This is a genomic window from Gilliamella sp. Nev6-6 (genome assembly GCF_001690605.1).
Taxonomy (GTDB): domain Bacteria; phylum Pseudomonadota; class Gammaproteobacteria; order Enterobacterales; family Orbaceae; genus Gilliamella; species Gilliamella apicola_C.
Window position 1 is genome coordinate 24,565 of record NZ_LZHP01000054.1, and the last position, 15,171, is coordinate 39,735.

Below are 15,171 nucleotides of genomic sequence, written 5' to 3' on the forward strand. Positions count from 1 at the left end.
TCCACTTCTAAGTTATCATGGGGCGACAAGAGCGTTTGAACAAGCATTTGATGAAACTAGAAAAATCAATTCTTTTGTTGCTGATTAAGTGTATTAACGATATCGTTATTTAGTTTTATTAATATAAAGTTTAGTTAGGCATAAAAAGCTATGTTTTGAAACATAGCTTTTTTTATATATTCAATATATATTGAAAAAACGGGCTTAAGCCCGTTTGGAAAATGGATAAGTAGTTGTAAAATATTGCTACGGGATGATAGTTATTTTCTGCCCACCTTTGGATACAGCTTGAATATCACGATCATACATTGCTTCACCGAATGCAGGTGGAATACTATAAGTGCCCACATTAGTTGCTTTGATTTGATAAGTGAATTTTTGTATTTTACTATTATAAGTTTCTCCATAAATAATAACACGATCTTCACGTACATCGGTATATTCAGGATACCAAGTACCAGTTTTTGTAGCAATTGGTGAAACCCAGTTATAACCACTGTATTCATGGTTGTCATATTCCTCATATTCTTCATATTCCTCACTGGCATCTTCCTGATTAGATATAGGTTGTTGTACAACTTCAAAGCCGCCAGGTAGCAAATCAACAATTGCTATATTCGTTATTCCATCATCTGATACCGCACGGAGTTGAATCGTCACGTTGATTTTATCGCCCAGCTTAACTTGTTCAACGGATTTGCCCTCAAGGTCTGTGAATTCACGATAGATTTCAAGACCGCGTTTAATTGGTTCTTTAGGCGGTGTTGTGTCATAACCTTGCTCTGAAAGCATGTACCAAGCAGGTAAATCTGATTTATTTGTTACATTGATTTTAGTATCTTGAGCATCAAATTTACCTTTGGCTAGAATTCCATTTAAATTCGCAATGATTTTTTGTTTTTCTCCTTCTTTAGGTATTGCACTAATTTGGATAGCATCATTAGATAAATTAGATTTATCAATACTTGACGAATAACTACTCAAAGCAAGGATAGTCATTGCAGCGGATTGAGTTGTGTATTTTTGTTTGTTAAGCATGATAACCATATTTTCAAGTGCTTGAGCTGGAATCATTTTTGCCTTTTCAGGAAAATGTTTGCTAATTAAATAGATCCTTCCTGCATCAACAACTAGTGGGTCATAATATTTGTTTGTCCACCAAGCATGATCGTATGCTGTTTCTAGTTGTTGCCAAATTGGTTTAAGTAATTTATTGGCTTCTTTATCCATTTTTAGCATTTTATATGATGAGGCTAAATACATTGCTATGATATCTTTTTTCCATTGCGTATTTGAATTTCTATTTAGATCTGCAATTATAGATGCTAAATAACTTGTAGTTACTTGATTTTGGCGTGTTAATAGATAGATTGCATGAGATCGAATTTTAAAGCCATAATTGTCATAGTAACTAGAGTTAGCAATTTTCTGTAAATATTTATTTGCATTGTTTAGCATTTTTTCTGGAACTTTATATCCCATTTCTTTAGCTTCAAGCATAAAGTTTACTGCATATAATGTAATAAATGGATCAACATTATTCGTTGAGTACCACAAGCCAATTGCTCCCTCACTATTTTGGCGAGATTGAAGTACTTGAAATAATTCTGATAAAGGTGTTAGCCCCTGTTTCGAAATCAAATCAAAATCGCGATATTTGCCAGCTATCAAAATAGGCGTTGCTCTACTGACAATTTGTTCAGAGCAGTAGTGTGGGTAATCTTGTAAATAGGTGCTTAAACCTTTGCTTAGTATAAATGGTGAATAAGAAGCAGCAGCTTCACGTCTACTTAAGTTGCCATACATATCTCTAAAACCGCTAAAGACTTCATTCTTACTTGCCATTCTTCCCATTTTAGTAATTAACCTATACTCAGTTAACGGCCTTATTGAAAGACTAACATCACGATTAATTGTAATATCATTGTAATTAGCTGAAAAATGAAGATCTGCATTTCCTAAATTATCGGTTGCTTTAAAGTTAAATTTCAAAACACCATCTTTACCATTAGCCAGCTCAATTGTTTTTTGGTTATCTCCATTAATTGATAAATTTGGTGATGTTGAAACCTTAACATTGATTGGAATGACTTTGTCGCCGATTTTTTCTATCAAATTAGTTACATTAAGTGTAACTTCAAATTCATCATTTGGTGCAGCAAAATATGGGGCGTTAGGTTGTAAAACAATATCATTATGTACAGTTGTTGACATTTGGTTATGCCCCATTGTTTTATCGCCAACCGATACAGCCATGATACGAATTTTACCATTAAAATAATCCGGCACTTTATATTCAACCGTTTTATCACCATCTATGTCAATAATACCTGACCAATAGGCAACAGGCTCATCTATTTTTCGTTTAAACGGATTTAAATGATTTGATAATACATCATCATTATCTCCATCACCTCCAGGAGCGGAAGCCGTTATTAAATGACGAAATTCTGGCAATATAAGATCTAATATTTGCGATGTACTTACCGATAATGCTTTCTTGCGTAAGAAGCTGTTTAATGGATCTTTAAGTTTATAATTTGCAACCTGTAAAATGCCTTCATCTATAGCAAAGATAACCGCTTTTTGAGGCGTATTAGTATGTAAAGTAATTGGCAGTGTTTCTCCTGTTTTTATAAGTGAGGGTGCTTGTAAAACGATTTTATCGTTAAATTGTTCATTTGAAATTTTAAATGGTATAACGCCGTAACTAAGTGGACTCATAAAAATTTCATCTGAATTTGGGTCACGAATAAATTGGACATTAATATACCCGTTACCACCAATATTTTTAGGGAGTTTTATTTTTTGTACCGAGCTTGTTGTGTCAGTATGGAACCACTTCCAAGTGTAAACTTTGTCACGCTCAATAGTAATAATACCGCTGCCTACATATGGTGCAGTGATTGACACTTCTATTTCATCACCTGGCTTATATTCAGCTTCTTTAATTTTTAGCGCTAGTTCGGCATTACGATCTAAATTGCGAGTAACATTAGCTGTACCAACAATTGCATATTTTCCTTGGTAAAGTAAATTATCCTCTTTATCTTTGATTTGAATAATATAATTGCCTGGATTTTTGCTATCTAATTGATAACGGGTTTTATCTTGATTGATCTTAAATGATTGTTCTGAGATGACTGATTCTTTACGACGGGACTCATATTTATAAAGACCAGAAGCTTGTTTGACTAAAATCGATAAATAAGTTTCTTCAAGTAAAACCAGTTTTAAGTCTGCTAGTTCTATTTTATCTAAAGCTGGATTAATTGCGATAAAATCAATATGGCGAACAGAATCTTTGTTAATGTATCTTAAATTACCGTCAGCTTTGGCTCCGACTAAATAATCACTCGCAGATATAAAAGCACTTGCAGTAGCAGCAACGCTGCGGCCACTTTCTGGTTCAAAGACATCCGTTAACATTCTTAGTGTATAGTTACCCTCAAAGCTTTCCATATTATCATTGAGGTTAATTTTGACTAGGCCATTTTCGTCTGTTTTTTCTTCATCTAACTCAACTTTAAAACTAGTCCTCTGGCTAGAAATATTTTGATAAAAATAGTAATCTTCATATTTTTTAAAATAAGGAGAAGATGGTTCTAGAATTAATGTATTTGTTACTCGACGATTAGCTGCATCTGTACCAATTAGATTTTTGGCTTTAATTTCAGCTTGGATATTTTCAGGTTTTAACCAACCATCTTTTATTTCTGGTAACAACTTAAGCGATACGGTTGTTTTATCTGGCTCAAACTCACGAATGACAATGGAGCTAGAACCTAATAGTATACGAGAATCTTCATCATCCCCGTCATTGTCATTTTTTAAGTATAAATTAATATACCAATTACCAGTAGGCGATTCATAACTGGTTTTATAGCTAAGTTCATTAAATCCTGATTTGTCCAGTACAATTGGTTTTTTTAGTACTAAATTGGATTTTGGATCGTAAATTTCCGCTTCTACAGAAACTCCCGCCAATGAATTAGTCCATTTTTGTGCCCTTACGATAGTACCGATATGAAGTGTGTCACCAGGGCGATAAACTCCTCGATCTGAAAAGATATGAGCTCGTAATTCTCCTCCTTCGATAGTTTCACGAATACCGCCGATATCAAAACGAGATAGATTTAAATTCCTTTCATAACTTTTAATTGGTAAAAATGATAGGTCACGACCTTTTTCAACAACGTATAAAAGTGGTTTGATACCTCGATAATATTCAGACAATGGAGCAAAACGGACATGTCCATCGCTATCAGTCATTTTAGACGTAATTGTGACTCCATTCATTCCAAGTACAGAAACTTTCGCACCATTAATTGGTTTGCCAGAGCTTATTGATTGAATAAAGAGATCATTAGATTGATCGAGCGACTTTTTGGCTATAATACCTAAATCGGTAACAACAATAAAGCGAGAAGCCATAAACTCATATTTAGCGTCCTTTTTATCTTTTCCATAAAGCCTTAATAAGAAAACACCACGATTTTTATTGCCATTTGTGTCGGCTGTTAAGTAACGAGTTAAGTCGACATTTGTGTATTTAACTTCTTCTGGAGCACCTTTAAAATTTTCAGTCACTGTGTATTTTTCCACAAAATGATCATTATTAAGCTCTCCAAAATCCATATCTGTAAATTCATAGTTTGTATTAAATGCCACCAAATGTTGAAGTTGCGATGGTATAACGCGATCTATTTCTAGCTTCATATTTTCTACGTTGCGCGAAACGATAGGTAGTTTCTTCTCACCTGATAGGGATAACAGCGATCCTTTTGCCGCAAAATCAAGGTAGGTTGGGTAGTTAGGCACGGTTAATACTTGGTGATACTGTTCTTTTAGAAAGTAACCATCTTGAGACGATAAAGGTTGATTAACTTCAATATATAACTCAGAATTTTGTTCTGTTTTAAATTCAAAACTAATTTGGTTTTGATAAGTAAGTTCAGTGTCAATTGGCTTTATTGATAAAGGAATGGCTTTTTTGAGTATTTCTGGTGTTACATTGAATTTTGTTTCATAACGGTAAGAATTGTCGTTGTAATATCGTTCCTTATATGAGCGCCCTTGATTTTCAGGTAATTTCCAGACTTTAATGACTTTCGATACATCCTCTGATTTAACCGCATGGCTTAATGATAAAATTAATACTTGTTGTATTTTTTCATTACTTTTTTCAACTAAGGTAAGCTCAGTTTTGGTAACGCTTAAATGATATTTATCGGGGATATTTATTGTGCTAGTTATATCAGAATTTATTGGATTTCCTTCTAACGTTGAAGTCACACCTTTATTAATTGTTATTTTTAAATAACCCTCCTTATCGAGCAAAGGAATAGGTGCACTTTTTACATAGGCAATTTTGTCATTATTTCCATAGGTAACAGTAAAATTGATATTTTTTAAAAAGATATCATTTTCATATTCATAAAGCGATAAAATGATGTTTTTTTCAAAACTTTCTCTATCGACAGGATGGCTAAATTTGATTGTATTAACAACATTTCTAATATTAAGTTGTGTAGGATCTGAATAAAGTTCACCATGATTTTTAAATCTATAGCTAAAGTTAGGTGAATAAAAAGTTATATGACTCTCTTCAAGCTTACTATTTTCAGCTAATAGTTTTTCCTGATCTAATTCAACGGTATATTTAATGCCAAGTGGCCATGTTGTATTTTGGGGTATAAAAATTAAGGTTGAATCGTTCTGCCATTTCCATCGTCCCTCAATATTTGGCGAAATAGAAATACCTTCAGTTATTTCTTCTTTATTAAGTGATTCTAGCGGAACAGGAGAACGAAGTGAGTCAGTAATAAATTTAATCGATAAACTGTCTTGATTTGTAGTCGGAGCACTCAATTTAGGATAATAGGTACTAACAACAATAGAAGCTGGCTCAATTGGTTTAGGACGGTTTAAATACCAATGATAAGTATAATTACCAGAAAAATAAGCAATGAAACCAAAAATAATACTTGCACCAATTAAGGTTTTTATTTTATTTAATGCTGAACCAATTCTATTATAAAATGCTTTTGCATTAGGTAACCAGCTAGGTGTTGACCATTTTATATCGCCAATAATTGGGCTAAATAACCAAAAAATACCTTTTATTAAAACCAATAAAAAAATGATAAAATAGCTAATTATTTCCTCAATTTTTTGCAAAATATAAAAAGGTAGCTGCAAGATTAATTTAAGCAATCCCATTGTTTATTCCCTATTTTTAATATGTAATTTTTGAAATTAATTTATTATGTTTAAACATTTATTTTTCTGAAAGCTTTTATAAATTTTCTGACAGCTTATTTTTTATAATGAGTGATAATTTCCAGAAAATCTTTGTATAGTATAATTATATGGATAAAAAATCTACTTGTAATATACCTAATTGTTTGAGTTGAATATAAATATCCAGCGAACATTAGTTAACTTTTTGTTTTTACAAACCATTTAAACTGAAATTTTAAGCTAATTTAAATGAATAAGTGATCAGAGGAATTTTAATAGAACAATAATTGAGTTAGATGATTATAGACATTAGATATGCTCGTAAGTAAGTCATACATTTAAAATATGATAATCTTATCTTAGGTAATAAGATAACATATTGCTATCATCAAGCTGGTCGGTTGCTAACCAACTTTCTTTTAATTTAATAATATGCTTTTAATTTAATAATATGTTAGAGGATTTTACAAAGTGTTTTGCATTGGATAACTGTATATTCTTCATCAAAATGTAATAAGCTAGCCACTCTTGTTTTAGGTTATTTTTACACATTTAACTGTAATGTTATATTACAGCTGTGGCTACCTATATACTGATTTGTCTTATTTTTTAGCGATAAAAACAGCCCGCATTGGCGCAGGGTATCCTTCAATGGTTTTGGTTGGATCATCAGGATCTAAAAAATCAGCAAGCGAATCCGATTCCATCCATTCAGTTTTGCGTTGTTCATCTAAGCTAGTTTGTGAAATGTCGATCACTTTTATATCCGAAAAACCACATTTATTGAGCCAATTAATCATGGTTGGAACCGATGGAATAAAGTAGACATTACGCATTTGTGCATAGCGATCACCTGGCATTAATGCTTGATGTTCATCTCCATCGATGATTAAAGTTTCCAGAATTAACTGACCTCCTTCAACTAGCTGATCTTTTAATTGGAATAAATGATCAAGTGGAGACCTACGATGGTATAACACCCCCATTGAAAATACCGTATCAAAAGCATTAAGTTTAGGGAGTTGCTCAATGCCTAAAGGCAATAAATGCGCTCTTTGATCGTTACCCAAAAGTTTGCGAATAGCTTCAAATTGGCATAGATAAAGTGCCATTGGATCAATTCCAACAGCTAGTTCTGCCCCTGCACCAATCATTCGCCATAAATGATAACCACTATTGCAACCTACATCTAAAACAATTTTTCCTTCTAGGCTATCGATATGATTAATTAGGCGCTCCCATTTCCAATCAGAACGCCATTCAGTATCAATATCGATACCATATAAGTGAAAAGGGCCTTTACGCCATGGCATCATGGTTTTCAGTAGTTGGGTAATTCGTTGTTGCTCGCCTGAAGATATAGGGTATTCACTATTGACAGTTACACTATGTAGTAAATCAATTTGAAAAGGGGTTTTAGATGGTAAGTGTTTAATACTATTTAGCCATTGATTGAAGCGGTTATCGTTATTTTGTCTTTGCCAATTTGCGAGCTGAGCTGGCAACACTTCTAGCCAGTGGCTAAGTTTATTTTTTGCAATAATTTGGTAAAAATCACCAAAATCAATCATTTTTTCATCCTTATCAATTGCGCTGAAATTAATTGGCTATTTTATAGCAATAATAGATCCAAAATTAAAACATTGAAACCATGTATCAATATGTCTAAAACCTGCTTCAGATAGTCGCTGTTTATGCGTTTGGATTGTATCTGTTAGCATGACGTTTTCTAACATATTACGTTTTTGACTGATTTCAAGTTCACTATAGCCATTAGCACGTTTAAAATCATGATGCATATTAAATAACAATTCATCGACTGTTGTATCGCTAAAGCTAAATTTTTCCGAGAGCACTAAAATGCCATTAGGTTTCAGTGCGTTATAGATATTATTCAAAACATGTTGGCGTTTTTTTGGGGTTAAAAACTGTAAAGTGAAATTCAGCACCACCATTGATGCATTTTGCATATTGATGTTGCAAATATCATCGCATATTATATCCACAGGTGTATTGGATTTATAAGACTCAATATGCCTTTTACAGCGTTCAACCATAGGTTGGCAGTTATCGACTGCGATAATCTGGCAATTTTCTTGAGTAATATGACGACGAATAGATAATGTAGCAGCACCTAATGAGCAACCCAAATCATAAATTGTTGAATTGGGTTGTACAAATCGTTCAGCTAACATACCGATCATTGATATGATATTAGAATAACCAGGAACAGAGCGTTGCACCATATCAGGAAAAACTTCGGCAACTTTATCATCAAACGTCCAATCGCCTAGTTTATCAATCGGTGTTGAGAACAATTGGTCTTTTTTAATATTCATAAAACTAATTGGTACTATAGAAATTAATTTTGCTATTATAGCATTTTTTTATATTCAACTGCTCGGATAATTATGGGGTTTGTCAATTTTATTACTATTTTTATAGTATTTGTGGTTAGTGTTTTAGCAACCATCTATCTGGGAAAACGATGGCTGTTTTGGTTTGATTTTTATGTCACAGGTTGTTGTCGGTTTATTTATTGGATTGTTGTTTTTATAGCGGGACTATCGCTCATTTTTTTAAAAATAGTGAATGGTATTTCAACTTATTGGTTACCTTTGTTTTGTAATACTATTACTGGCTTAATAATTTGTTGCTTTTTTGTATTGCTTATTTTTGATACTGTACGTTGGCTAAGTAAAAAACAAGTAAAACCTAATCTATGGCTTAAAATTGCATATATCGTTATAGTAGTATTATTATTTTGCTTTGGTCATGAAATGGCAATTAACCCCAAGATTGTTTATTATCAGGTTAAGATAAATAAACCAGCTAATACCGAGCATTTACGTATTGTACAGCTTTCTGATATTCATATTAATGAGTTAACTACACACCAATTTGTTCAACAAATGGTTGATGATGTCAATAAGCTTAATGCTGATTTTATTGTTATTACTGGAGATACATTGGATAAACGCTTAAAACCTTTTATCCAAAATGATTTTGATCTGCAATTTCGACAATTAAAAGCTAAATATGGTACTTATGTCATATTCGGTAATCATGAGTATTTAGCGACAAATGAAGTAAATAACCGAGAAGAAGATATTATTAGCGCTTTTAGGCAAGCAGGTATGAAAGTCTTAAAGGATGATATTATTTCTTTTGATGATTTAGGTATCACGATAGTTGGCCGAGATGATTTTTCTTCATTTCTCTATGATGTGAAACGGGCATCATTGTCCGATTTGATTATGTTTACTGATACCAATACACCAATTATTTTACTCGATCATCAACCCAAAGATCTTAATGAACCAGCAGAATTAGGTGTTGATTTGATGATTTCTGGCCATACCCATGCAGGACAAATATTTCCGATCAATCTCGTTGAAAAATTAATGTATAAAAATACTTATGGTTTGTACCAAAATCAAGATCATCATTTTACTAGTATTGTCAGTAGCGGGTATGGTTTTTGGGGACCACCAATTCGGCTAATGACACGTTCTGAGATTGTAGTAATTGATATAGAATTTGAAAAAAGCATACACAAAGAATAAACATATTTTAATAGGAGTTTGATTTTGTCTTATCAACTTATTGTAACTAATGATCAGTTAGCTGATTATTGTTCAAAAATTGAAAATAGCTCAGCAATTGCTTTAGATACTGAATTTGTTCGGACTCGAACTTTTTATCCTCACTTAGGACTATTACAAGTGTTTGATGGTAAATGTGCTGCGTTAATTGATCCTATTAATATTACTAATTGGCAACCTTTTTTAGTGATGTTAAATGATCCTAAAATTGAAAAATATTTTCATTCGTGCAGTGAGGATATCGAAGTTTTTCTTCATCATTTTGGTATTGTGCCAACTCCAATTATCGATAGCCAAATATTAGCTTCTTTTTTAGATAATCCTTTAAGTAGTGGTTATGCTAGCTTGGTAAAAAAATATTTAGAAGTTGAGCTTGATAAGAGTGAAACTCGAACAGATTGGTTAAAACGACCCTTAACTGAAAAGCAGTGTAACTATGCTATTAACGATGTATTATATCTTTTTCCATTAATCAACATTTTAAAGGAAAAATTAACTACTAATCATTATTTACAAGCAGCTTATCAAGAGTGCCAAATGACAGTAGATCGGAAATGTGAAATAATAGATCCAAACGATGCTTATTTAAACATTAAAAATAGTTGGCAACTGAAAGGTAAAAGTTTAGGGCAATTGTATAAATTAGCGAGTTGGCGATACAAGCTGGCCAAAGAGCAAGATATTGCTTTAAATTTTGTGATTCGTGAAGAAGTATTATGGAAAATAGCTCGTTACTTGCCCACTTCATTAGCTGAACTTGACAAGTTAGGTGTAAAGGGGAAGGAAATTCGGTTATATGGGCAAGCAATTTTAGATATTTTAGCTGCCCCTACACCCGACATTTCAACTATCTGCCGAGTGAATAGTTACCCTGATTATAAAAAAATTACCGAAGAACTAAAACAAGCAGCACAGGCTATTTCTTTAAAAACAAAGCTTAGTGAGGATTTATTGCTTTCACGGCGCTTAATTAATCAGTATGTAAAATGGAAAGTAGATAAAAAGGGCAATGAGCCAGAATTATTAACAGGCTGGCGTAAATCTTTATTTAAACCATATTGCTCTTAATGATTGGTTGCGTGTAGGTTTAATTTTGAGGTTTAAGTATTTTTTAATCCAATAATAGGTAAAGTGAGTTTACGATAAATAGCCAATAATCGAATAATAAGCGTGGTAATAATACCAATCAATGTTGAATATTCCAATGGGAGTTTGAGTGCATTATAGGCGATAACATGAGTTGCACCGCCAATTAAGCAAGCCGTAGCATAAATGTCGGTTTTAAATACCATTGGAATATCTCGAGCTAGCACATCTCTAAGAATACCGCCACCAACACCCGTCATTACTCCCATACACACGGCTACTAAGCTGTTTACATTAGAGTCAATGGCTTTATTCACACCAATGCCTACAAATACTGCAAGCCCGATAGCATCTAATACAAAAAATAACCATTTAGGTATCGTGATTGAAGGTGAATAACGTAATAAAAGCATTGTCACTAACGAGGTAACGATAGCAACATACAAATCAGTCGAATCAGAGATCCAAAAGATTGGTCCATGATTTAAAACTATATCGCGAATGGTGCCACCACAAATGGCGGTGATGACAGCTAAAACTAAAGCGCCAATGGGATCCATTTCTTTTTTGGCTGCTAATAATACGCCAGAAATAGCAAATACAATAGTCCCTAATATGTCAAACCAGAAAAGATAATTCACGCAAGCTCACTTAGCATTGCTTCAACTATCAACGACGATTGTTTTGCGGCTAATTTTAAAAAGGCTTGAAAATCAACAGCAGATTCACTATCTCCATTATCTGAAATAGCTCGAACAACGACAAATGGCACTTTAAATAGCCAACAAACATGCCCAATGGCAGCTGCTTCCATTTCAACAGCAATGGCATGAGGGAAAGTTTGTTTTATTCTTGCCAAATTGCTTTTACCATTGATAAATGCATCGCCACTACCAATAGAGCCTTCAATTGCATTAACGCCGTGTTTTTCGATACAATTTTTAGCTAATGATTGGTATTTAGGCTCTGCGGCAAATGCCACAGGGCAACCAGACATTTGCCCTGGTTTGTAGCCAAAAGCGGTTAAATCAACATCATGGTAAAAAACATCTTTTGAAACAATGATATCACCAATATTGAGGCTAGAAGATAGCCCGCCAGCCGACCCTGTATTGATAACGGCATCAACTTTATAATTGTTTAATAATAATGTTGTTCCTGATGCTGCAGCGACTTTACCAATACCTGATTGCAGTAACACAATGTCACAGCCCGCAATTTGCCCACAGTGAAAATCACAACCTAAATAGTGTTCAACATGATAATTGGTGATTTTACTTTTTAAAATGGCGACTTCTTCTTCCATGGCTGCAATAATGGCGATTTTCATACGATCCTCTGGGCTTTGTTTGGGTAACTTTAATTTAGATATGCTATCATAATTTGAGAAGATAAATTTGACAATATATGAATCAATCGGAGCTGAAATTGCGAACAATTTTTATCACAGGGTGCTCAAGTGGAATAGGGCTTATTTCGGCAATTGCATTAAAAAAACGCGGTTATCGTGTTATAGCGTCGTGTCGAAAATTATCAGATCAGCAAAAACTTATCGAGCAAGGGTTTGAAACAGTGTTGCTTGATCTTGATAATCCAGAATCAGTTAAACAAGCTGCCCAAACGGTTATAGCCTTAACAGAAGGTAAATTATATGCGTTATTTAATAATGCCGGTTTTGGTGTTTATGGACGATTAAACACGATCAGCCGTGAACAGTTGGAATCTCAATTCTCTACGAATTTTTTTGGTGTACATCAGTTGACGCAATTATTACTTCCTGCCATGCTGGCACAAAATGAAGGGCGTATTATTCAAACAAGTTCTATTGTTGGAATAGTTGCAACGCCTGGGCGAGGAGCTTATTCAGCGAGTAAATATGCATTAGAAGCGTGGTCTGATGTATTAAGGCTGGAATTGGCTAAGACCAATATCAAGGTTAGTTTAATTGAGCCAGGACCATTAAAAACTTACTTTTCGAATAATGTTAATCAGGTTGAAAAGGAAAAAATTGTAAAAAATCCGCCTATAGCTAAACGGTTCACTTTACCACCTGAAGCCATTTTACCTTATTTATATCATGCGTTAGAGCACGCTAAGCCAAAAATCCGTTACAGGGTAACAAAAATAACTAAGATAGCAGCTATTGCTAAACGTTTGCTTCCTGATAGATTAATGGATAAAATTCTAAACAACAAGTAATAACCGATCATATCCCTAGGACATAATATGCAAAATCAATTTATTTTTGATGTTAATGAGCAAAATATTCAAGAGGTGATTGAACGATCATCTCAATCTCCCGTGTTGTTTTATTTTTGGTCAGCAAGAAGTCCAAATTATGAGGCGATGACTCAAATATTAACTAAATTAGCTAATCAACATCATGGGCAATTTATTTTAGCGAGTGTTAACTGTGATGAGCAACAAATGCTCGCAGCTCAATTTGGATTACGAGCGATCCCAACCGTTTACTTATTTCAAAATGGGCAACCTGTTGATGGATTTCAGGGACCACAACCTGAGGAAACAATCAACGATTTTCTAAAAAAAGTGCTGCCGAATGAGGATGAACTTAAGTTAGTTGAAGCACACAATCTATTTAATGAAGAAAAATATCAAGAAGCTTTGCCTTTATTAAAAGAGACGTGGAAATCGTTAACTGACCATCTAGGTAAGCCAAGAACTGATATTGCATTACTGTTGATAAAAGCGTATATACAATTAAAACAATTGAGCGAAGCAAAAGAAGTACTTGCAACCATTCCTTTGCAAGATCAAGGTGCTGATTATCATAGTTTGCAAGCAGAGATCGAATTACTTGAACAAGCGGCTAATTCGCCAGAGCTTCAGCAGTTACAAAATCAACTAGCCAAGCAACCAGGCAATACTGAACTTATGATTCAATTAGCTTCGCAATTAATGTCGGTAGGTCGCCATGAGGAAGCACTTGAATTGCTTTTTAACCCATTAACTAAAGATCTTAATGCTGGTGACGGACAGTTAAAAAAAGCGTTACTTGATTTACTTGCAGCACTAGGTACAAGTAATCCACTAGCAAGCGGTTATCGACGCAAGTTATACACATTATTGTATTAAAAACTAAGCGCTATGAAATTTAAATTAGAACGAATTTTTAAGAGATTGCTGATAATGTTGTTAAGTACAAATCAGGGGACTGCAATTTCCTGTGCTGCTTATATTAAATCTCTGAAAAAAGATATACATAGAAGTAAAATAGATGAGTTAAATAAAAAGTTAGCGCAAAAAAACGCTAATATAAATATTATAGATAGAGATTTATAAAATGGGGAGATTCAACAATAACATATTGTTGAATCTTTTTTTACTTAGTGTTCAATAATACGAGGAAAATCTTCGTTGCTACGTAGCGTCAACACTTCAACACCGTTGTCTGTCACTAAAATGGTATGTTCATATTGCGCAGAAAGACCATGATCTTTCGTTTTGACAGTCCAACCATCTTTCATGGTTCGAGTGCGCCAGTCACCAGTATTTACCATAGGTTCAATCGTAAAGGTCATACCTGGTTTTAAAATGACACCGCCATCATCTGCATCATAATGCAAAACTTGTGGTTCGTCATGATAGACTTCACCAATACCATGGCCACAATATTCACGTACCGATGAGAAACCGAACTTATCTACATACTTTTGTATCGTCTTACCAAGTTCTTTTAAACGAATACCTGGTTTTATGATTTTAATTGCTTCGTAGAGACTTTCTTGTGTAACTTGGCATAGCTTTTCACCTGCAATTGTTGGCTTTCCTGCAATATACATTCTAGAGGTATCACCATGAAAACCATCTTTGATAACAGTCACATCGATATTTAAAATATCACCATCTTTCAGCTTTTTATCAAAACTCGGGATGCCATGACAAACAACATCATTAATTGAAATACAACTCGTGTGTTGATAACCATGGTAACCAATATTAGCTGGTATGGCTTTTTGTACGTTGATAATATAATCGTAACAAATTTTATCTAATTCACCTGTACTAATGCCTGGTTTTACATAGGCTTCAATCATTTCTAAAACTTCAGCCGCCAGCTTACCAGCTATGCGCATTTTTTCGATTTCTGCGGGGGTTTTTAACTTAATAGACATTAAATTCTTCCTGTAATAGTAATGACAATATCCTATCATACACCGCTATTTCGTCAAATCATACTAGTGGATTAAATGGGTATTTTACTTAATATTTTTGT

11 protein-coding genes are annotated in these 15,171 nt (G+C 33.7%); 5 read left to right on the forward strand and 6 right to left on the reverse strand.

Going from position 1 to position 15,171, the window contains the following annotated elements:
* Positions 1–246 precede the first annotated feature (246 nt).
* From A9G42_RS06875 to cmoA, 3 genes are all read right to left on the reverse strand, one after another.
* Positions 247–6,222, reverse strand: a complete 5,976-nt coding sequence (locus tag A9G42_RS06875) for an alpha-2-macroglobulin family protein (protein ID WP_065653035.1) — start codon at positions 6,220–6,222, stop codon at positions 247–249.
* Positions 6,223–6,845: 623 nt separating this feature from the next.
* Positions 6,846–7,814 carry a tRNA 5-methoxyuridine(34)/uridine 5-oxyacetic acid(34) synthase CmoB gene (gene cmoB / locus A9G42_RS06880; protein ID WP_065653036.1) on the reverse strand — a complete coding sequence of 323 codons (969 nt, stop codon included), beginning with the start codon at positions 7,812–7,814 and terminating at the stop codon, positions 6,846–6,848.
* Positions 7,815–7,850: 36 nt separating this feature from the next.
* Complete coding sequence (gene cmoA, locus A9G42_RS06885) at positions 7,851–8,582, reverse strand: carboxy-S-adenosyl-L-methionine synthase CmoA (RefSeq protein WP_065653037.1); 732 nt, start codon at positions 8,580–8,582, stop codon at positions 7,851–7,853.
* Positions 8,583–8,654: 72 nt separating this feature from the next.
* On the opposite strand from cmoA, the gene A9G42_RS06890 reads away from it, so the two are divergent.
* Entirely contained in the window at positions 8,655–9,809 is a 1,155-nt protein-coding gene (locus tag A9G42_RS06890) for a metallophosphoesterase (protein WP_065653038.1), read from the forward strand.
* A gap of 24 nt (positions 9,810–9,833) precedes the next feature.
* Positions 9,834–10,916 carry a ribonuclease D gene (gene rnd / locus A9G42_RS06895; RefSeq protein WP_065588768.1) on the forward strand — a complete coding sequence of 361 codons (1,083 nt, stop codon included), beginning with the start codon at positions 9,834–9,836 and terminating at the stop codon, positions 10,914–10,916.
* Between the two features lie 32 nt (positions 10,917–10,948).
* Here rnd and A9G42_RS06900 read toward each other — a convergent pair whose 3' ends face one another.
* The gene (locus A9G42_RS06900) at positions 10,949–11,575 is read right to left on the reverse strand and encodes a TRIC cation channel family protein (RefSeq protein ID WP_065653039.1); all 627 of its coding nucleotides are present in this window, start codon (positions 11,573–11,575) and stop codon (positions 10,949–10,951) included.
* Entirely contained in the window at positions 11,572–12,264 is a 693-nt protein-coding gene (gene mtnN / locus A9G42_RS06905; RefSeq protein ID WP_065566977.1) for a 5'-methylthioadenosine/S-adenosylhomocysteine nucleosidase, read from the reverse strand. The genes A9G42_RS06900 and mtnN overlap by 4 nt, the downstream gene beginning before the upstream one ends.
* 77 nt (positions 12,265–12,341) lie before the next feature.
* Here mtnN and A9G42_RS06910 point away from each other — a divergent pair, with 77 nt between their 5' ends.
* The 3 genes from A9G42_RS06910 to A9G42_RS14130 are packed head-to-tail and all read left to right on the forward strand — an operon-like array spanning position 12,342 to position 14,237.
* A complete protein-coding gene (locus A9G42_RS06910) occupies positions 12,342–13,133 on the forward strand; it encodes an SDR family oxidoreductase (RefSeq protein WP_065588766.1) in 792 nt (263 codons plus the stop codon).
* Positions 13,134–13,160: 27 nt separating this feature from the next.
* Positions 13,161–14,030 (forward strand): co-chaperone YbbN, encoded by an 870-nt coding sequence (locus A9G42_RS06915; protein WP_065588765.1) that lies wholly within the window; start codon positions 13,161–13,163, stop codon positions 14,028–14,030.
* A gap of 12 nt (positions 14,031–14,042) precedes the next feature.
* Complete coding sequence (locus A9G42_RS14130) at positions 14,043–14,237, forward strand: hypothetical protein (protein ID WP_075538717.1); 195 nt, start codon at positions 14,043–14,045, stop codon at positions 14,235–14,237.
* 44 nt (positions 14,238–14,281) lie between these two features.
* Here the strand turns inward: A9G42_RS14130 and map are convergent, their stop codons facing one another.
* Positions 14,282–15,070: a type I methionyl aminopeptidase gene (map, locus tag A9G42_RS06920; RefSeq protein ID WP_065653040.1), complete on the reverse strand. Its 789-nt coding sequence runs from the start codon at positions 15,068–15,070 to the stop codon at positions 14,282–14,284.
* Positions 15,071–15,171 lie beyond the last annotated feature (101 nt).

What these genes read in the sequence shown, in the direction of transcription:
- A9G42_RS06875 (WP_065653035.1), bottom strand. Translation starts at nt 6,222, where the DNA reads ATGGGATTGCTTAAATTAATCTTGCAGCTACCTTTTTATATTTTGCAA.
- cmoB (WP_065653036.1), bottom strand. Translation starts at nt 7,814, where the DNA reads ATGATTGATTTTGGTGATTTTTACCAAATTATTGCAAAAAATAAACTT.
- cmoA (WP_065653037.1), bottom strand. Translation starts at nt 8,582, where the DNA reads ATGAATATTAAAAAAGACCAATTGTTCTCAACACCGATTGATAAACTA.
- A9G42_RS06890 (WP_065653038.1), top strand. Translation starts at nt 8,655, where the DNA reads ATGGGGTTTGTCAATTTTATTACTATTTTTATAGTATTTGTGGTTAGT.
- mtnN (WP_065566977.1), bottom strand. Translation starts at nt 12,264, where the DNA reads ATGAAAATCGCCATTATTGCAGCCATGGAAGAAGAAGTCGCCATTTTA.
- A9G42_RS06910 (WP_065588766.1), top strand. Translation starts at nt 12,342, where the DNA reads ATGAATCAATCGGAGCTGAAATTGCGAACAATTTTTATCACAGGGTGC.
- A9G42_RS06915 (WP_065588765.1), top strand. Translation starts at nt 13,161, where the DNA reads ATGCAAAATCAATTTATTTTTGATGTTAATGAGCAAAATATTCAAGAG.
- A9G42_RS14130 (WP_075538717.1), top strand. Translation starts at nt 14,043, where the DNA reads ATGAAATTTAAATTAGAACGAATTTTTAAGAGATTGCTGATAATGTTG.
- map (WP_065653040.1), bottom strand. Translation starts at nt 15,070, where the DNA reads ATGTCTATTAAGTTAAAAACCCCCGCAGAAATCGAAAAAATGCGCATA.